We start from the raw sequence: 19,195 nt of genomic DNA on the forward strand, positions 1-19,195 counted from the left end.
CCGCCCCGGTCATCGGCATATCCACGCAGGTGGGGGTACATGATGCCGGCGAAGTTGTCGGTGGGTCGGTGCACACTTGGTGTCATGGATCGGTTCTCCCCCGCGACGGCACAGTGGTTCGACGGCGCCTTCCCCGGCGCGACGTCGGCCCAGCTCGGCGCGTGGGACGCGATCGCCGCCGGGGAGAACACGCTGGTGATCGCGCCGACCGGATCGGGCAAGACCTTGTCGGCGTTCTTGTGGGCCATCGACCAGCTGGCGCACCGGGACCCACCGGAGCCGGGAGCATCCCGCGGCACGTCGGTGCTCTATGTCTCGCCGTTGAAGGCACTGGCCGTGGATGTGGAGCGCAATCTGCGAGCACCGCTGGTCGGCGTGACGCAGACGGCGAAACGGTTGGGACTCGACCCGCCGGAGATCTCGGTGGGAGTGCGCTCCGGTGACACGCCGCCTGCCCAGCGCCGGGCCATGCTGCGCACGCCGCCGGACATTCTCATCACCACTCCCGAGTCGCTGTTCTTGCTGTTGACCTCGGCGGCCCGCGAGACGCTCGCCCAGGTCGACACGGTGATCGTCGACGAAGTGCACGCCATCGCCGGGTCCAAGCGCGGTGCCCATCTGGCGCTGTCGCTGGCTCGACTCGACCAGCTCACCGAGAAGCCCGCGCAGCGGATCGGGTTGTCGGCGACGGTGCGCCCGCCCGAGGAGGTCGGACGGTTCCTGGTCGGGAACGCGCCGATCACCATCGTGCGCCCGCCCGCGCCGAAGACCTTCGACCTGTCGGTGCGGGTGCCGGTGGCCGATATGACCGACCCGGGGGGCGACTCCGATCAGCCGGGCTCGATCTGGCCGCATGTCGACGAGGCGATCGTCGACCTGGTGCTCGAGCACCGGTCCTCGATCGTGTTCGCCAACTCGCGACGGCTGTCCGAGCGATTGACCGCGCGACTCAACGAGACCTACTCCGCGCGGCTCGGCGAGCCGGTGGACACCGAGCACAAGCCACCCGCCCAATTGGGGCCGTCCACCGAGGTGATCCACGGGGCCGACCACCTGTTGGCGCGCGCGCATCACGGGTCGGTCAGCAAGGAACAACGCGCCATCATCGAGGACGATCTCAAGACCGGTCGCCTGCGCTGTGTGGTGGCCACCAGCAGTCTCGAACTCGGCATCGATATGGGCGCGGTGGACCTGGTGGTGCAGGTGGAGGCGCCGCCGTCGGTGGCCAGCGGCTTGCAGCGAGTCGGCCGCGCCGGGCACCAGGTGGGTGAGATCTCGCGCGGCGTGCTGTTTCCCAAGCACCGCACCGATGTCATCCATTGCACCGTGGCCGCCCAGCGCATGCTCTCGGGTGAGATCGAGAAGCTCCAGATCCCCGCGCACCCACTCGACATCCTCGCCCAGCAGACGGTGGCGGCCTGTGCGCTCGAACCGATCGACGTCGACAGCTGGTTCGATATCGTCCGCTCCACCGGCAGCTACGCGAACCTGCCGCGCTCGGCCTACGAATCGGTGCTCGACCTGCTGGCCGGGCGCTATCCGTCCGACGAGTTCGCCGAGCTGCGGCCGCGCGTGGTGTGGGACCGCGACGCGGGCACCATCACCGGCCGCCCCGGTGCGCAGCGCCTGGCGGTGACCTCCGGCGGCGCGATCCCCGACCGTGGCATGTTCGCGGTGTTCATGGTGGGCGAAAAGGCGTCGCGAGTAGGCGAACTCGACGAGGAGATGGTCTACGAATCACGCGTCGGCGATGTGTTCGCGCTCGGCGCGACCAGTTGGCGGATCGAGGAGATCACCTTCGATCGGGTGCTGGTGTCGCCCGCGTTCGGACTGCCGGGCAGGTTGCCGTTCTGGCACGGTGACGGTTTGGGTCGCCCAGCCGAATTGGGCGCCGCGCTGGGCGAATTCGTGCGCACGGCGGGTCAGGTCCCAGCCGACGAGCTGTCCCGGATCGTGGCGAACATGGGCTCCGGCGCCGCACTGACCCCGGCCGACCTCACGTCGGAAGTTCCCGCACCCACCAAGACGACCCGGGGCTCGAAGAAGGCCGGGCGTGCAGCAGCGTCCAGCGTCGACGACCCTGCCGACGCCGCCGAGGGGCAGATTGCCACTCCGAAGAAGGCGAAGTCGTCCGCGGAGCAGAGCAAGCCCGCGGTAAGACTCGAGCAATTGGTGCGCACCGCCGGACTCGATCAGAACGCGACAGCGAATCTGGTGGGTCTGCTCGAGGAACAACGCAGTGCGACAGGTCAATTGCCCACCGACCGCACGCTGGTCGTGGAACGGTTCCGCGACGAACTCGGCGACTGGCGCCTGGTCCTGCATTCCCCCTACGGCACTCCGGTGCACGCACCGTGGGCACTGGCGGTGGGCGCGCGCCTCCAGGAACAGTTCGGCATCGACGCCGCCCCGACGGCCTCCGACGACGGCATCGTGGTGCGCCTCCCCGATACCACCGATCAACCGCCCGGCGCCGAACTGTTCGCCTTCGAGCCCGACGAGATCGATGACATCGTCACCGAACAGGTCGGCGGCTCAGCCCTTTTCGCGTCCCGCTTCCGCGAATGCGCCGCCAGGGCGCTGCTGCTGCCGCGCCGCGATCCCGGCAAGCGCGCACCGCTGTGGCAGCAGCGGCAGCGCTCGGCCCAATTGCTGGACGTGGCACGCAAATTCCCGCAGTTCCCGATCCTGCTGGAAACCGTCCGCGAATGCCTGCGCGACGTATACGACCTGCCCGCCCTGCGCGACCTGCTCACCAAGGTGGCCCGCCGCGAGATCCGCCTGATCGAGGTCGAAACCGCGAGCCCGTCGCCCTTCGCGGGCGCTCTGCTGTTCTCCTACATCGGCCAATTCCTCTACGACGGCGACAGCCCGCTGGCCGAACGCCGAGCCGCCGCACTGGCGCTGGACTCCAGCCTGCTCGCCGAACTCCTCGGCCGGGTCGAGCTCCGCGAACTCCTCGACCCCGACGTCATCGCCCTGTCCGAGCAGGAACTCCAACGCCTCACCCCCGAACGTCGAGCCCGCGATGCCGAGGGTCTGGCCGACCTCCTGCGTCTACTCGGCCCCCTCACGCCCGTCGAAGCCGCGACCCGCTGCGTCCCCCGGCCCGGCACCGCATCCGCCGCCCGCCATGCCGAAGCCATGGAAAGCCGAGCACCCGACGACTATCGCAAACACGAGCTCGCCTCGGAATCCGGTGAGCTCGCCGCAGGACCCGACGGGGGCGCTCTCGCAGCCGAGCCGTCCGATCCCGCTGCCACCGCAGCGATTGCTGCTCCCTCCGCCGGGATGGATGGTGGACTCGCTTCCGGTCAGGGTGAGCGTGACCTCCTCATCGACTCCGACGCGCCCGCGTGGTTCGCGGAACTACGGGATTCGCGTCGGGCGCTGGAGGTTTCGTTCGCGGGACGAACCTGGTGGGTGGCGGTCGAAGACGCGGCGCGCCTGCGGGACGCACTCGGGGTGCCGTTGCCGATCGGGGTTCCCGCGGCGTTCATCGAACCGGTGCCCGATCCACTGGGCGACCTCGTCGGCCGCTACGCGCGCACCCATGCGCCGTTCACGACGGCCGCGGTCGCCGACCGCTTCGGCTTGGGTACCGCCGTCGCCGCGACGTCGCTGCACCGCCTGCTCGCCGAAAAGCGGGTCGTGGAAGGTGAGTTCACGCCGGGTACCGCCGGCGGAGAGTGGTGTGATGCCCAGGTCTTGCGTCGGTTGCGCCGCCGTTCACTGGCCGCCGCCCGGCACGAGGTCGAGCCGGTGTCCACCGCCGCCTTCGCACGCTTCCTCCCCGCGTGGCAACACGTCGGTTCCGGCGAGCTGCGCGGCGTCGACGGTGTGGCGACCGTCGTGGAACAGCTTGCGGGCGTGCCGATTCCGGCCTCGGCCTGGGAGTCGCTGATCCTGCCGACGCGAGTGCGCGACTACTCCCCCGCCATGCTGGACGAGCTGATGGCGACCGGTGAGGTGGTGTGGTCCGGCCACGGCGCCATCACCGCCCGTGACGGCTGGATCGCCCTGCACCTGGCCGACCAGGCACCGTTCACGCTGCCGCCCGCCGATGACATCGACCCCACCGACATCCAGCTCAGCCTGCTGGTTGCCCTCGGCGCGAACCTGGAGCCATGGCCCCCACCCGGCACCGACTCGACGGCGCCCGGCCCGCGCGCGAAGGCTGCTCGTGGAAAAGCGTCCGCCGACAAGGTCGTCGACCTCGACGCCGCCGAGCCAGCCAGCGGCAACGGCCAACGGCCTGATCCAGAACACGATGCGCCCATCGAATCCGGTGGCGCCACACGATTACCACCCACGCTGACCGGCGGCGGTGCGTACTTCTTCCGACAGCTCTCCGATGCCGCGGGTCTGCTCGACGACAAGGCGGCCGGGGACGCACTGTGGCAGCTGGTCTGGGCCGGCTACGTCTCCGGTGACACCTTCGCCCCGGTGCGCGCCCTGCTGTCCGGCACCGCCCGGACCACCACCGCGCACCGCACCCCGCGCCGCGCTCCGCGAGGCCGCGCGTACCTGCCGCGACCCTCGATGCCGACCCGGTCCGGTCCGCCCACGCTGGCGGGCCGCTGGTCGATCCTGCCCGAACGCGTGCGGGACAACACCGTTCGCGCCCACGCCACCGCCGATCAGCTCGTCGAACGCTACGGCGTGCTGACTCGGGGCTCGGTGCAGAACGAAGGGATCTCCGGTGGGTTCCAGCTGATGTACCGGGTGCTCACCGAGTTCGAGGATCGCGGCCGTTGCCGGCGCGGCTATTTCGTCGACACGCTCGGCGGCGCCCAGTTCTCCACCACCGATACCGTCGATCGCCTGCGTTCGTTCGACACCGACCGTGACAACACCAGAGCCGGCGTCGCGCTCGCCCTCGCGGCGTGCGACCCCGCCAACCCCTACGGCGCGGCCCTGCCGTGGCCGAAGGGCGACGCCGAAGGCGGTCATCGGCCGGGCCGTAAGGCGGGCGCGGTGGTGGTGCTGGTCGGCGGCGAGTTGGTGCTCTACTCCGAGCGCGGCGGCAAGACTCTGCTCAGCTTCACCGAGGACATCGGCCTGCGCCGTGCGGCAGCGATCGCGCTGGCCGGGCTGGTGCGCGACCGCAGGGTCGACAGCTTGGTGATCGACAAGATCAACGGAGAAACCGTGCACGGCAACCTGTTCGTCGAAGTCCTGATCGAAGCCGGTTTCTCGATGACCCCGAGCGGTCTGCGGCTGCGTAGGCAGGTGTAGCCGAATGCCAGAGGGCGACACCGTCTTCCACGCCGCGAAGCGGCTACGCACGGCCCTGGTCGGTAGAACTCTGACCCGCAGTGACTTCCGGGTCCCGCGCTACGCCACCGTGAATCTGGTCGGCGAGCCCGTAGAGGAGGTCGCCAGCTACGGCAAGCACCTGTTCATCCGCACCGACCGTGTGAGCATCCACACCCATCTGAAGATGGAAGGCGTATGGCGGGTGTTCCATCGCGGCCAGCGCTGGACCAAACCCGCGGTCACCGCGCGACTGGTGCTCGCCAACGACGAGTTCGAGGCCGTCGGCTTCTCGCTCGGCAAGGTCCAAGTGCTGGCGCGCGCCGACGAACACACGGTCATCGGCCATCTCGGCCCCGATCTCCTCGGCCCGGATTGGGATGCGGCCGAGGCCTTGCGCAGGCTCACCGAGTACCCCCGCCGCGCTGTCGGTCTCGCCCTGCTCGACCAGCGCAATCTGGCAGGGATCGGCAATATCTACCGCAGCGAGATCTGCTTCCTACGCAAAGTCCACCCGGTTACCGCCGTCGGCGACATCCCCGATCTCGTGGCGCTCGTCGACGAAGCTCACCGCGTCCTCGGCAAGGCCGCACACCAACCACCCTGGCGCGCCATGGTCTACGGCCGTACTCGCCGTTCCTGCCCCCGCTGCGGCACCCCCATCGCCTCCCAACTCCTCGGCGAGGACGACCCCGCCGACCGCATCACCCAGCGCGAACGCGGCATCTACTTCTGCCCACGCTGTCAGCCCCTACCCTGACATCGTCTCGCAGCGCCTGCTGAGGCTCAGCGATCCTGCGGTACCGGTTCCAGCAGTTGCGGGCGCGGCTCGGGAGCGGCGGCGCGCAGTGCGTCGGCGGACTTGTCGTCGGGTTGGGTCTGCGATTCGATTTCGGCCAGCACGCGCGCCTGGTACGTGGATACCTCGCGGTCGATATCGTCGGCATCCCAACCGAGTACGGGTGCGACGAGGTGGGCCACCTGTTCGGCACTGTTCGCGCCGCGATCGGAGTATTCGATCGAGATGCGGGTGCGGCGGGCCAGGATGTCGTCGAGGTGCAGCGCGCCCTCCGCGGCGGCCGCGTACACCGCTTCGACCTGCAGGTAGGCAGGCGCGTCGGTAATCGGTTGCAGCAGTTCGGGTTTGCCCGCGGCCATGGCGAGGACCTCGTCGACCAGGGAGCCGTAGCGGTCGAGCAGGTGCGTCATCCGGTACGGATGGATGCGGTAGTGCTCGGCCAGCTGCACGGTCTGGTTGACCAGCGCGAAGTAGCCGTCGGCGCCGAGCAGCGCGACCTTCTCGGTGATCGAGGGCGAGACGCGCGCCGGAATATCCTGTGCGGCTTCGTCCATCGCGTCAGCCGCCATCACCCGATAGGTGGTGTACTTGCCGCCCGCGATGCTGACCAGTCCGGGCGCGACCCTGGCCACGGCGTGTTCGCGCGAGAGCTTGGAGGTCTCGTCGTTCTCCCCCGCGAGCAAGGGGCGCAGGCCCGCATAGACCCCGTCGATGTCGGCGTGGGTGAGCGGGGTGACCAGCACCTCGTTGACCCGGCCGAGCAGGTAGTCGATATCGGCCTTGGTCGCCGCGGGGTGGGCGAGGTCGAGATTCCAGTCGGTGTCGGTGGTGCCGACGATCCAGTGTGCGCCCCACGGGATGACGAACAGCACCGAGGTGGCGGTGCGCAGGATGATCGCGGCATCGCTGACGATGCGGTCGCGCGGCACCACGATGTGCACACCCTTGGACGCGCGCACATGGAATCGGCCACGTTGATTCGACAGACCCTGCACCTCGTCGGTCCAGACGCCCGTCGCGTTGATCACCACATTCGCGCGCGCCTCGCCGGTGCGCCCGTCCTCGGTGTCGCGCAGTTTCACCCCGACGACCCGGTCGGCTTCGCGCAGGAACCCGACGACCTGCGTGGAGGTGCGGATGACCGCGCCGTAGTGGGCGGCGGTGCGGGCGACAGTCATGGTGTGGCGGGCGTCGTCGACCACGGTGTCGTAGTAGGTGACGCCGCCGATCATCGAATCCCGGCGCAGGCCGGGAGCGAGGCGCAGCGCGCCGTGCCGGGTCAGATGATGCTGTCCCGGAACCGATTTCGCGCCGCCCATGGAGTCGTAGAGGGTCAGGCCTGCGGCTACGTACGGTCGTTCCCATACGCGGTGGGTCAGCGGGTAGAGGAAGCGCAGCGGCTTCACCAGGTGCGGCGCCAAGGTCGACAGCGCCAGCTCACGTTCCTTCAGCGCTTCCCTGACCAGCCCGAATTCGAGCTGTTCGAGGTAGCGCAGGCCGCCGTGGAACATCTTCGACGAGCGGCTCGACGTGCCCGATGCGAGATCACGGGCTTCGACCAGCGCGACCGACAGACCGCGCGTCGCGGCGTCGAGCGCGATACCGGCGCCGACGACTCCGCCGCCGACGACCAGGACATCGAACTGATCCTTGCCCAGACGCTCCCAGGCGCTGCGCCGATGTTCGGGCCCCAGCTCACCCGGCCCGAGCCGGTCCCGCTTCCCGCCCGCGACCAGCTCACCCGGGTGCAGGAACGGAAACTCCGGTGTCTGCGACATGCTCGACTCCTCGCCGCCGGCCGAGGAACGGCCGGTCCCAGTCGACAGTGGGGGCGAACGCCGCGTTCGGCGGCGCCGCTGCGTACAGGCTAAACGTAGTGCCCGCTCGGCGCTCGGGACGTGCGCGGCGGGGCGCGGCGGGGCGCGGCTGCGAAATTCGTCGCCGACGACAAATCCCGCGGCCGCGGGCTCCGCGTTCGGTAACCTGCAGCAATGCGTCGCTATGTGGCTGCCATCGATCAGGGCACGACTTCGAGTCGGTGCATCATCTTCGATCGGCAGGGTCGGATCGTCGGGACCGCGCAGCGGGAGCATCGGCAGATCTTTCCGAAGCCAGGCTGGGTGGAGCACGATCCGGCGGAGGTGTGGCGCAATACCGAGTCGGTGCTCGGTGCGGCACTGGGCAACAGCCGGTGCTCGGCGGGGGATCTGGCCGCGGTGGGGATCACCAATCAGCGCGAGACCACGGTGGTGTGGGACCGGGCCACCGGCGAGCCCGTGTACAACGCGATCGTCTGGCAGGACACCCGCACCGATCAACTGTGCACCGAACTGGCCGGTGAGCAAGGACCGCAACGCTATGCGGACCGCACCGGACTGCCGCTGTCGACCTATTTCGCCGGACCGAAATTGCGCTGGATTCTCGACAATGTCGACGGCGTCCGGGCGCGCGCCGAAGCCGGCGACCTGTGTTTCGGCACCATGGACAGCTGGGTGCTGTGGAAGCTGACCGGTGAGCACCTCACCGACGTCACCAACGCCTCGCGCACCATGCTGATGGATCTTCGTACCCTGCGATGGGATTCGCGGATCTGTGCCGATTTCGGCATCCCGATGTCGCTGCTGCCGCAGATCCGCAGCTCGTCGGAGGTCTACGCCGATATCGTCTCCGGTCCGTTCGAAGGAATCCCCGTCGCCGGCATCCTCGGCGACCAGCAGGCGGCCACCTTCGGCCAGGCGTGCCTGTCCCCCGGCGAAGCCAAGAACACCTATGGCACCGGCAATTTCATGCTCCTCAACACCGGCACCACCCCGGTGTTCAGCAAGCACGGGCTGCTCACCACCGCCTGCTACCAACTCGGTAACGCCCCCGCCGTCTACGCCCTCGAAGGCTCCATCGCCGTCACCGGTTCACTGGTCCAGTGGCTGCGCGACAACCTCGGCATCATCTCCTCCGCCGAGGAGGTGGAATCGCTGGCCCGCAGCGTCGACGACAACGGCGGCGCCCACTTCGTCCCGGCCTTCTCCGGCCTGTTCGCCCCCCGCTGGCGCCCCGACGCTCGCGGCGTCATCGCCGGCCTCACCCGCTTCGTCACCAAGGCCCACCTGGCAAGGGCCGCACTCGAATCCACCGCCTTCCAGACCCGCGAGGTCGTGGACGCCATGCGCGCCGACGCCGCCGCCCAACGCCTCGACCTGGAGCTCACCACCCTCAAGGTCGACGGCGGCATGACCGGCAACAACCTGCTCATGCAATTCCAGGCCGATATCCTCGACGTCCCCGTCGTCCGCCCGGTAGTCCGCGAAACCACCGCCCTCGGCGCCGCCTACGCCGCCGGATTGGCGGTCGGCTACTGGTCCGGCCTCGACGATCTGCGCGCCAACTGGTCCGCTGATCGAACCTGGACCCCCTCGATGTCGGAGGAGGAACGGGCCCAGCGCTACGCCGACTGGAACAAGGCCGTCGAACGCACCTACAACTGGGTATGAACCGACCGCGCACGTGGGTATGAACCGACCGCGCACGCTGCCTCGCCAACAGCGATCCAGGAACACCGTGGAAATGTTGCTCGAAGCGGCTGCCAACTCGCATTCGGCGCCCGATGGGCCGCCGACCGGAATTGGCCCGACATCGTGGCGTGAGAACCGGCGACGAAGGGCCTCGGCATTCAGCTCGTAGTCTGTGCTGCCTTCGACAAGCGGCTGATCGCTTCGGTCAGGGTGGCTTCGTCCGAGGTGGTGAAGCACAGGCGCAAGGTGTTGGGGGTGGTGTCGGCGACGGCGAAGGCGGCACCGGGGACGTACGCGACGCCGGCTTCGAGCGCCGCGGGCAGGAGTGCGGAAGTGTCGGTGTTGTCGGTGAATTCGGCCCAGATGAACATGCCGCCGGTCGGGTCGGTACAACGAACGCGGTCGGCGAAGGTGGCGCGGACGGCGGAGACGAGGGCTTTGGCTCGGGTGCCGTAGGTGGTGCGGATCGAAGCTATGTGGGTGGACAGCCAGTCGGTGTCGGTGAGCAGGTCGGTGGTGATCTGCTGGGTCAGGGCCGAACCGCAGAGGTCGGTGCCCTGTTTGAGCAGTTCCACTGCGCGACAGACTCTTTCGGGGGCGATCATCCAGCCGACGCGGAGCGAGGGGGACAGAATCTTGGAGACGCTGGACAGGCGGATCACCTGGGGTGAGTACGCGGCCACCGGCGCCGGGGCCGGGGTGTCGAACCAGAGTTCGCCGTAGGGGTCGTCTTCGATGATCCAGAAGCCATGTGCCTCAGCCAGTTCCGCGAGGCGCTGACGGCGTTCGGGGGTGAGGGTGACGCCGCCGGGGTTGTGGAAGGTGGAGACGGTGTGGACCACGGCGGGGCGTTCGCCTGCCGCGAGAAGGTCTTCGAGGATGTCCAGGCGCATGCCTTCGCTGTCCAAGGGGACGGCGACGATTCGGGCACCGGCCGCTCGAAACACTTGCAGGGCACCCACATACGCGGGATCTTCGACGATCACGAGGGCGCCGGGGTCGAGGAGGACTTCGGCCAGCAGGGAGAGCGCCTGCTGGGAGCCGTGAGTGATGAAGACTTCCGCGACCGGCACCGTGCGGCCGATCTTTGCCGATTCGCGGGCCGCGATCACCGCGCGCAGCGCGGGCCAGCCGGACGACTCGGTGTACTGCAGAACGGCGGCGTCGCGCAGCGCGGTCTCGGCGGCGAGGGCGATCCGCTCGCGCGGCATCAGGGCGGCGTCGGGGAGGCCGCCCGCGAGGCTGATGATGTCGTCGCGAGCGGTGAGTTTCAGCAGGTCTCTGATCGCCGAGCTCTGCAGGCCGGCGAGCTTACCCGCCAATGCTGGAATGGTCAGCGACATGGGAACCTCCGGGGACGCCAAGAGAAGCAATCATCCTACGATTGCATATCGCCCACCAGAATATGAAATTGTTGTCTCAAATAATGAGAGTCTACCGAGCAGTGATGGACTTGACCTGCCACTTTCCGTCGGTGTTGGTGGTGATGATCTCCTGCTTGTAGACCACCGCCGAGCCATCGGGGTGCATTTCGCGCAGTTCCACGTCGTAGCGGCCCAGGGTGGTTTCGCGCATCTTCACGCAGTGGGTGGTGCCAGGGGGGATCTGACCGTCGATCGCCTGCTGGATCGTCTCGGCAGGCGAGATGTTCTCGGCGTCGGGCGCTACGAACTCGCGCACTTTCGCCCCGGACCGATCGGTGTAGAAGGCGTATTGGAAGCCGAGGATGGCCCTGGCGCCGGTGGTGGTGTCACCCGGTCCGTTGCCGACGGTGACGGATTGTTCTGCGACAGTCTGGCATTCGGAGGCGGACGCGATCGAGGGAATCGGCGCGGCCGTGACACCCGGATCGGCACCGCCGCCGCGCTTGACCAGACCGATCGTCAGCACGAGGGCCACCACGAGCAGAACGGCAGCGGCCACCCCGCCGATGATCCAGCGCAGGCGCTTGTTGTCGGACTCCTCCTCCACCGGCGCCGGGGCGATCGGTGTCTTCGGCGCGAGACGGCGCGCGATCGGGTCGTCGGCCCACGACAGACCGGGTTCGGACGGCGGCTTCGGGATCGCGCCGTCATCGTCGGGGTTGTCCCACCACGCCTTGTCGGCGGCGGGCCTCGGCTTATCCGGGACCAAGGGGGTGCGTGAGCCCTCCGGCGGCCGCACAGGTTCCGAGGCAGGCCCGACATCGCGCGAGGGCGCCTGCGGCACAGCGTCTTTGGGACCGGGGCGACCACGACGGATCACCTCGGTGAGCTCACGACCGGAAGTCACCGGCACGGAATCACCGAACACCGAGTCGCCGAAGACGGAACTCTCACCGCGCGGCTGCTCGCCACCGAAACGCACCGTCGGGTCGGCAGCAGGCGGACCACCGGGGGTGGGACCGCCGAACGGTGCCGCGCTCCGCGGACCCGGTCCGGCGGGCGGCGTAGGAGGCGGCGTCGCCACCGCGTCACCGAAGACGGACGTCGGCGCGGAACGCCGACCATCGGGCAGCCGAGGCGGCGCTTGACCGGCGGACGGTCCCGGCGGCACCGAACCGGTGAACGGAGCCACGGGGGGACCCGGCGGCGGAGTCACGGGCGGCTGACCCGCGACAGGTCCACCGAACGGACCCGGCGCGGGTGCCCCGGCCGGCGGACCGAATGGACCGGGCGCAGGTGTACCGGCCGGCGGACCGGCCGGTCGCCAACCCCGCTCCGGAACCCCGGACGGCGCGGGCGGCGGCGCGGCGGGGACCGGCCCACCGAAACCGGCGTCATCGACCGGCGGCCCGAATCCGCTTACGGGGGGCCCGAATTCCGCAGCAGGTCGTTGATCGCCGCGTTCGTTGTCGTCGCCCTCGGTGCCCAAGTCCAATCCTTTCCCGGGACACACGTGTGGGGCGGTCGAAGGCGACCGCCCCACACGTCAAACTGCGTGTCAGTACTGGATCGAGCCACCCCACTGGGTGTTCACACCCGCGACGTTCAACGTCTGAAGCAACTCCCCCGGCACGGGCAGTGTAGCCTTCGCGGCCGCATCGAGCGCGGCGGTGCCGCCCGGCTGCGCCTTGATCCAGTTCTCCACCGCGGCCTTGGCCAGGTTGGCCTGCGTGGTGTCGAGCACGGTCACCGTGGTGTTGTCACTGCGGCCGTCGCCACCGTTGAAGGTGGTGACCTTGACCTCGTTCGCGCCGACGTACTCGACCGAGACACCGGCGTCACCGAAACCGCCGCCCGGCGTCCGGTAGCCGACGGTGCCGACGTAGCCCGAGGCGTTGTTGTAGTGGTGGGTGTTGGCCAGGATCCCGGCGCCGTCGACGGTGACGCCGATTTCCTGACGCGGGCCTTCCATCTCGACGACGGGCGCGGCGGGCGCGTTGGCCAGGCGCGGCGCCTGCCAGGACGGTTCCTTCGGCTCCTGGACGAGGGTGTCCGGAGACTCGACCTCGGCCTCGGTGCCGTTCCCGGTGCCCTGCGGCACGGTGGGCTGTGTCTGCTGCTGGCCCGGCGTGGCGCCCGGCTGGCTCGGCGTGGTGCCGGTCTCGGGCTTGGTGGTGCCCGGCTGGTCGGGCGTCGCGCCTGCGCGCTCCGGCTGGACCGCGGGCTGTGCCTGTCCCGGCACGGGCAGCGGCGCGACACGCGGGCTGGTGACGCCCGGCTGGCTCGGCGTCGGCTTGGCGGGGGTCTCCTGCCCCGGCTGACCCGGCGCGGGGCTGGTGACGCCCGGCTGGGCCGGCGTCGGCTTGGTCTCGCCCGGCTTCGCCTGACCCGGCTTCACACTCTCCGGGGTATCCGGGGTCTCCGGGGCTTCTACTTCACCCGAAGGCTGGCCCGGCTGCGCAGGAGCCGGAGTCGCGGGGGTGGTCGGCTGGTCGCTGGGGACCGCGCCGGCCGGCGCCGCGAGGAGGGTTGCCACTGCTGCCGCGGCAGCCAAAGGCAATGACGTGCTTGCCATCGCTCGCTGCGCCCGACTCGGCTTACGATGCTTCACTTTTCGTAATCCCTTTCCCGGAGGGAATCCCCCACTGCATCCACCACGCGATCACAACTGATCGCGCCTCGGCGGTGAGTCAACCACAAGAGCGCGGGACAGGCAACGCAGCACAAGGTTTCGAGTTCACCGGGCGCCGCCTGCGCAAACACCTGGCGTGGCGGTTGCCGAGAAGCGACGAGCAACGTTGGCGAACAAGACAATTCGAAACCCGGAAGCCCTTGTGATTCGTTTCACATTCCGGCATCGGGGGCTCAGTCGAGGTCGTCGTGCCGCATCAGCAAACGTCCGGCTTCGGTGAGCGAACCGGTAAGCGAGGGATACACCGAGAACGTCTGCGCCAGGTCGGTGACCGTCAGATTGTTCTGCACCGCCAGCGCGATCGGCAGGATCAGCTCCGAGGCGATCGGCGCGACCACCACACCGCCGATCACCACACCGGTGGCCGGGCGGCAGAAGATCTTGACGAAGCCGCGCCGCAGTCCCGACATCTTCGCGCGCGGATTGGTGTTGAGCGGCAACATCACCGTGCGCGCGGGGACTTCACCGTTGTCGATGGCGGTCTGGCTCACGCCGACGGTCGCGATCTCCGGGCGAGTGAACACCGCCGAGGCCACCGTCTTCAACCTGATCGGGCTCACGCCCTCGCCGAGCGCGTGGTACATCGCGATCCGCCCCTGCATGGCCGCCACCGAAGCCAGTGGCAGCAGACCCGTGCAGTCGCCCGCGGCGTAGATGCCGGGCACCGAGGTTCGCGAAACCCGGTCGACGCGAAGGTATCCACCGCGATCGAGTTCGATCCCGACCCGATCCAGGCCCAGATTCTGAGTGTTCGGGGTGGAGCCGACGGTCATCAGCGCGTGCGAGCCGGTGACGGTGCGACCGTCCGACAGCTTCACCACGATGCCTTCGGCGGTGCGTTCCACGGCGTCGGCGCGGGCGTGCTTGACCAGCTCCACGCCACGTTCGGCGAGGGCTTCCTCCAGCACGAGGGCCGCATCGGCGTCCTCGCCGGGCAGCACGCGGTCACGGCTCGACACGAGCTTCACCCGCACACCCATCTCGGTGTACGCGGACACGAATTCGGCGCCGGTGACACCGGATCCGACGACGACCAGCGTCTCCGGCAGTTCCGGCAGGTCGTAGAGCTGACGCCAGTTCAGGATCCGCTCCCCGTCTGGCTCGGCGCCCTGGAGCACCCGCGGGCTCGCGCCGGTCGCGATCAGCACGACCTCGGCCTCGAACTCCTCGGAGCCGCCGTCGACCAGGTTCGCGCGCACGCGATGCGCCAAACCCGGTGCGGGCCCGACCAATTCGCCGTAGCCGGGAAGTAGTTGCACACCCGCGGCCTGCAACTTGGCGCGGATATCGGAGGACTGCGCCAAGGCGAGCGCCTTGACGCGCGCGTTCACCTCGGGCAGGTGCACCTTCGCCTGGTCGGCATCGATATTGATGCCGAGGTCGCGGGCGCGGCGCAGATCGGTGCGCAGGCCCGTCGAGGCGATGAAGGTTTTCGACGGCACGCAATCCCACAGCACACAGGCGCCACCGATACCGTCGGCGTCCACCAGGGTCACTGTGGCCCCGTGTTGGGCGGCTACCAGTGCCGCCTCGTATCCGGCCGGTCCACCACCGATGATCGCAATCCGTGCCACCAGTCACGCTCCTTGTGCTCGCCTGATCGGACTGCCCCTTGTGAGGGCTCGTCCGTGCTGTCGACTCATCATTTCAGGTGCGATGTGACATGGCCGGGTCGGATCGGTGAACAACGGTGCGCGTGTTCCGCGCCGTGTTCTGCGCCACCGGCAAGTGTGACGGTCAGCCGATCTGGGAGGGAGACGGGAATTCCACCGGGGTTATTGGCTACAGTTCCATGGTGCCGATCTATGCCGCCTACGGGTCCAACATGGACTCGACGCAGATGCTGGAACGCTGCCCGCATTCGCCCATGTCCGGGACCGGGTGGCTGGAGGGTTGGCGCCTGACCTTCGCCGGTGACGACATCGGCTGGGAAGGGCCGTTGGCCACCGTCGTCGAGGATCCCGGCTCGCGGGTATTCGTCGTGCTCTACGACGTCTCCCCCGAGGACGAGGACAGCCTCGACCGCTGGGAGGGCTCCGACTTCGGTATCCACAAGAAGATCCGAATCCGAGTCACCGGCACCCAGGGCGAGTCCCGCCTGGCCTGGCTCTACGTCCTCGACGCCTACGAGGGCGGCCTTCCCTCGGCCCGCTACATCGGCGTGATCGCCGACGCGGCCGAAAAAGCAGGCGCCCCAGAGGACTACGTCCACGCCCTGCGCACCCGCAACAGCAAGAACGTCGGGCCCGGAGCTTGAGAGGAACCCGCGCCGGTCACGTGACCGGCGCGGGTTCGCTCAGTGTGCCTGCAGGATGATGTTGGTCAGGGTTCGCACGCCGACCGCCAGCGCGCGCTCGTCGATGTCGAACGTCGGTTGGTGCAGATCCAACTGCTCGCCGACACCGGACCAGACGCCCAGCCTGGCCATGGCGCCGGGCACTTCCTCCAGGTACCAGGAGAAGTCCTCGCCGCCGCCCGACTGCGGAGTGTCGGCCAGCGCGTCCTCGCCCATCCCCAGGATCGCGTTCTCGAACATCAGCGCCGACGTCGGATCGTTGACCACCGGCGGCACACCGCGCTTGTAATTGAGCTGGTAGCGCACGCCCGTCGGCGCGAGCAAGCCGTCGACGATCTCGCGGACCAGCGGTTCCAGCAGCAGCCAGGTGGCGTGATCGCCGGTGCGCACGGTGCCCGTGAGCATGCCCGTCTGCGGAATCGCGTTGGGCGCCTTGCCCGCGCTCACCGCACCCCAGACCATGATCGTGCTGGTCCGAGGATCGACGCGTCGGCTCAGCAACCCGGGCAGACCCGTGATGACAGTTCCGATCGCGTAGACCAGGTCGCTGGTCAGATGCGGCCGCGAAGTATGCCCACCCGGCGAATCGAGCACCAGCTCGACCGTATCGGCCGCCGACGTGATGGCCCCGGTCCGCACGCCGACCTTGCCGACCTCCAAACGCGGATCACAATGCAGCGCGAAGATCCGATCGACCCCGGTCATCCCGCCGGCCGCGACCACATCGAGCGCACCACCGGGCATCACTTCCTCGGCAGGCTGGAACACCAATCGCACCCCGACCGGCAACCTGTCCTGAGCCTCGGCCAGCGCGAGCCCGGCACCGAGCAGCACCGTGGTGTGCGCGTCGTGCCCGCAGGCATGCGACACACCGGGCACCGTCGAGGCGAAGGTCAGACCGGTGAATTCCTGCATCGGCAGCGCGTCCATATCGGCGCGCAAGGCGATGCGCGGACGATCGGTGGGGCCGAAGTCGCAGATCAATCCGGTGCCGCCCGGCAGTACTTCCCAGGTCAATCCGGCCTTAGTGAGCCAGCCCGAGACGAACTCGGTGGTGGCGAACTCCGCCCGGGACAACTCGGGGTTGGCGTGGATGTGCCTGCGCCATTGCACCAGGTCACCGGTGTGCTCGGCCAGCCATGCGTCGATGATCTCGGTTCCCGACATCAGAGTTGGTTCGGTGTCCGGCGTGGTCGGACACGCTGCGGTCTCGCGTGCCATCGAGGGGGTTCCCACACCCATCGATAGCGCGTCGGAGCCTGCGCGTGCGGTGCCCGGATGGCCGGAAATGGTCACCGAATATCCTCCTGTCGTTCGATCAGCCGTTGCAACAACCTGTCCCTGTGTACTTCATCGCCTGCCACGGCGACAGCGGTACGCGCCAACGCGAGCGCGCCGTCGAGCACCGCCTGGTCCGCCGAGGCGTTCACCGCGGCGGCGGCGAACGCGGGTTGATGGGTTGCCGCGCCACCCGCGTCGATGCCGATCACCGGGTGGATACCGGGAACGACGTTGGTGACGTTGCCCATGTCGGTGCTCCCGAGCGGTCGCAGCACCTCGAGCTCGGGCGCCATCGGCGTCCGTCCCAGCCCGGTGATCTGCGCGCGGTAGGCAGCGGAGAGAACCGGATCGGGGGTGAGCTCGGTATAGGTGGGCGCGAGCGTCCGAATGTCGTGGGTGCAGCCGGTTGCCAGGGCGCCCGCTTCGAAACACGCCTTCGCTCGGCGCATCAGGTCGTCGAGGGAGTCGGAATCGGCCGCGCGGAGGTAGTACAGCAACTCCGCACGCCCGGGCACGATGTTGGGGGCCACGCCACCGTCGGACACTATACCGTGCAGCTGCTGACCGGGTCGCAGATGCTGTCGCAGCAAGCCGACAGCAACCTGGGTCACGGTCACCGCGTCGCCCGCGTTGCGGCCCAGTTCGGGCGCGGCGCTGGCATGCGCTTCGCGGCCGTGGAAGGCGATGGCGAGGTCGGCCAACGCCAAGGAGCGCGCGCCGACGATATCGACAGGGCCCGGGTGGACCATCATCGCCATCGCGATGTCGTCGAAAGCGCCCGCTTCCAGCATGAGCACCTTGCCGCCGCCGCTCTCCTCCGCCGGCGTGCCGAGCACGACCACGGTCAGGCCGAGCGCGTCGGCCACGGCGGCCAGTCCGAGGGCGGCGCCGACGGCGGACGCGGCGATGATGTTGTGCCCGCACGCGTGCCCGATCTCGGGCAGCGCGTCGTATTCGGCGCAGATACCGACGGTGAGCGGGCCGCTGCCGTACACGGCGCGAAAGGCCGTCGACAGGCCTGCGACGTTCGTCGTGACCGCGAATCCGCGCTCGACCAGCGGCGCGAGGACCTTGGCGACGCTACGCGTTTCGGCGAAGGCCAACTCGGGTTCGGCGTGGATCGCGTGCGAGAGCCCGATCAGCTCGTCCGAGGCAGCCATAATCGCGGCGTCGGAGGCGGTGGCTGTGAGTTCGCCGGTGCGCGAGGGTGCCATACCCCCAGTCTTGCATCAGTGCCCGACAGCGGCGCACCGGCGAGCGGGGTCAGTTGCCGAAGGGAAGATTCTCCGGAGTAACGGGGGTGGCCAGCGCGGCGAGGGTCTCGGCGTGCAGCGCGGTCTTGATGATCGGGGTGATCGGCTTGCGCAGGCTGGTGAGCGCGGCGGCGCGGGCGATCGCGGCGGGCAGCACCTCGTCGGCGTCGGCCTTGGCATCGACGATGCCCGCGGCGATGGCCTCGTCGGCACTGAAACGGTGGCCGGTGGTCATCGCCTGGACACACACCTGGTTGCTCAGGCGACCCTTCAGCAAGCCGTTCATGCCGACGGTGAACGGCATGCCCAGGTGCACCTCGGGCAGCGACCAGAAGCCGCGGTCACCGCGCATCACGCGGAAGTCGTGGGAGGTGGCCAGCATGGCGCCCGCGCCGAACGCGTGGCCGTTGACCGCGGCGATCGTCGGCAACGGGAAGGTCAGCAGGCGGGTGTAGAGGGAGTGCACCCGGTCGAGGTAGCCGTGGATCTTGTCGAGGTTGCCGAAGACGTAATCGGTGTCGAGGCCGTTGCTGTAGTACTTGCCGGTCGCGACGGTGACCAGCGCGGCAGCACCCTCGGACGCCTCGACCTTGTCGAGTGCGGCGTGGAAGGCTTCGATCCAGTCCGGCGAGAAACGGTTCTCGTTGTCTGTCTCACCCTCGTTGCCGAGGTACAGGACGAAAACATCACCAGAGCGCTCCAAATACGGCATGCAGGGAGAATAAACCGCGACGGAAGGCGTACC

The 19,195-nt window shown here is 68.9% G+C and carries 12 protein-coding genes; 4 read left to right on the top strand and 8 right to left on the bottom strand.

From position 1 onward, the window contains the following. Positions 1-84: 84 nt before the first annotated feature. Together ASD42_RS33890 and ASD42_RS17745 are read left to right on the top strand one after the other, a co-directional pair. Positions 85-5,238 (top strand): Lhr family ATP-dependent helicase, encoded by a 5,154-nt coding sequence (locus ASD42_RS33890; RefSeq protein WP_084787191.1) that lies wholly within the window; start codon positions 85-87, stop codon positions 5,236-5,238. Between the two features lie 4 nt (positions 5,239-5,242). Continuing rightward, a complete protein-coding gene (locus ASD42_RS17745; protein WP_056818065.1) occupies positions 5,243-6,016 on the top strand; it encodes an Fpg/Nei family DNA glycosylase in 774 nt (257 codons plus the stop codon). A 26-nt stretch (positions 6,017-6,042) separates the two neighbouring features. Here ASD42_RS17745 and glpD read toward each other — a convergent pair whose 3' ends face one another. Next, positions 6,043-7,833 (bottom strand): glycerol-3-phosphate dehydrogenase, encoded by a 1,791-nt coding sequence (gene glpD, locus ASD42_RS17750; protein WP_235569647.1) that lies wholly within the window; start codon positions 7,831-7,833, stop codon positions 6,043-6,045. A gap of 213 nt (positions 7,834-8,046) precedes the next feature. Between glpD and glpK the strand changes: the two genes are divergently transcribed. Further along, on the top strand, positions 8,047-9,543 hold the full coding sequence (gene glpK, locus ASD42_RS17755; protein WP_056818067.1) for a glycerol kinase GlpK: 1,497 nt from the start codon (positions 8,047-8,049) through the stop codon (positions 9,541-9,543). A gap of 179 nt (positions 9,544-9,722) precedes the next feature. Here glpK and ASD42_RS17760 read toward each other — a convergent pair whose 3' ends face one another. The 4 genes from ASD42_RS17760 to ASD42_RS17775 form a co-directional block, all read right to left on the bottom strand. Beyond that, positions 9,723-10,907: an aminotransferase-like domain-containing protein gene (locus ASD42_RS17760; RefSeq protein WP_056818070.1), complete on the bottom strand. Its 1,185-nt coding sequence runs from the start codon at positions 10,905-10,907 to the stop codon at positions 9,723-9,725. Between the two features lie 91 nt (positions 10,908-10,998). Next, positions 10,999-12,120 carry a hypothetical protein gene (locus ASD42_RS17765; RefSeq protein WP_131816684.1) on the bottom strand — a complete coding sequence of 374 codons (1,122 nt, stop codon included), beginning with the start codon at positions 12,118-12,120 and terminating at the stop codon, positions 10,999-11,001. A gap of 366 nt (positions 12,121-12,486) precedes the next feature. Then, positions 12,487-13,503: a hypothetical protein gene (locus ASD42_RS17770; protein WP_235569649.1), complete on the bottom strand. Its 1,017-nt coding sequence runs from the start codon at positions 13,501-13,503 to the stop codon at positions 12,487-12,489. 290 nt (positions 13,504-13,793) lie between these two features. Then, positions 13,794-15,194 (bottom strand): NAD(P)H-quinone dehydrogenase, encoded by a 1,401-nt coding sequence (locus ASD42_RS17775; protein WP_056818075.1) that lies wholly within the window; start codon positions 15,192-15,194, stop codon positions 13,794-13,796. A 221-nt stretch (positions 15,195-15,415) separates the two neighbouring features. Here ASD42_RS17775 and ASD42_RS17780 point away from each other — a divergent pair, with 221 nt between their 5' ends. After that, on the top strand, positions 15,416-15,877 hold the full coding sequence (locus ASD42_RS17780) for a gamma-glutamylcyclotransferase (protein ID WP_056819179.1): 462 nt from the start codon (positions 15,416-15,418) through the stop codon (positions 15,875-15,877). A 39-nt stretch (positions 15,878-15,916) separates the two neighbouring features. On the opposite strand, the gene ASD42_RS17785 is transcribed toward ASD42_RS17780, so the two are convergent. The 3 genes from ASD42_RS17785 to ASD42_RS17795 all read right to left on the bottom strand — a co-directional run bounded on the left by ASD42_RS17785 (position 15,917) and on the right by ASD42_RS17795 (position 19,162). Continuing rightward, positions 15,917-17,083 carry a M20 family metallopeptidase gene (locus ASD42_RS17785; protein WP_056819181.1) on the bottom strand — a complete coding sequence of 389 codons (1,167 nt, stop codon included), beginning with the start codon at positions 17,081-17,083 and terminating at the stop codon, positions 15,917-15,919. Positions 17,084-17,208: 125 nt separating this feature from the next. Then, positions 17,209-18,411 (bottom strand): M20 family metallopeptidase, encoded by a 1,203-nt coding sequence (locus ASD42_RS17790; protein WP_056818077.1) that lies wholly within the window; start codon positions 18,409-18,411, stop codon positions 17,209-17,211. Between the two features lie 49 nt (positions 18,412-18,460). Continuing rightward, positions 18,461-19,162 (bottom strand): enoyl-CoA hydratase-related protein, encoded by a 702-nt coding sequence (locus tag ASD42_RS17795; RefSeq protein ID WP_056818079.1) that lies wholly within the window; start codon positions 19,160-19,162, stop codon positions 18,461-18,463. Between the last annotated feature and the right edge of the window lie 33 nt (positions 19,163-19,195).

It is taken from the genome of Nocardia sp. Root136 (genome assembly GCF_001427185.1).
Lineage (GTDB): Bacteria > Actinomycetota > Actinomycetes > Mycobacteriales > Mycobacteriaceae > Nocardia > Nocardia salmonicida.

Coding starts and splice junctions, on each gene's coding strand:
- ASD42_RS17795 (WP_056818079.1), bottom strand. CDS start 19,162: ATGCCGTATTTGGAGCGCTCTGGTGATGTTTTCGTCCTGTACCTCGGC.
- ASD42_RS17745 (WP_056818065.1), top strand. CDS start 5,243: ATGCCAGAGGGCGACACCGTCTTCCACGCCGCGAAGCGGCTACGCACG.
- glpD (WP_235569647.1), bottom strand. CDS start 7,833: ATGTCGCAGACACCGGAGTTTCCGTTCCTGCACCCGGGTGAGCTGGTC.
- glpK (WP_056818067.1), top strand. CDS start 8,047: ATGCGTCGCTATGTGGCTGCCATCGATCAGGGCACGACTTCGAGTCGG.
- ASD42_RS17785 (WP_056819181.1), bottom strand. CDS start 17,083: ATGTCGGGAACCGAGATCATCGACGCATGGCTGGCCGAGCACACCGGT.
- ASD42_RS33890 (WP_084787191.1), top strand. CDS start 85: ATGGATCGGTTCTCCCCCGCGACGGCACAGTGGTTCGACGGCGCCTTC.
- ASD42_RS17790 (WP_056818077.1), bottom strand. CDS start 18,411: ATGGCACCCTCGCGCACCGGCGAACTCACAGCCACCGCCTCCGACGCC.
- ASD42_RS17760 (WP_056818070.1), bottom strand. CDS start 10,907: ATGTCGCTGACCATTCCAGCATTGGCGGGTAAGCTCGCCGGCCTGCAG.
- ASD42_RS17770 (WP_235569649.1), bottom strand. CDS start 13,503: ATGGCAAGCACGTCATTGCCTTTGGCTGCCGCGGCAGCAGTGGCAACC.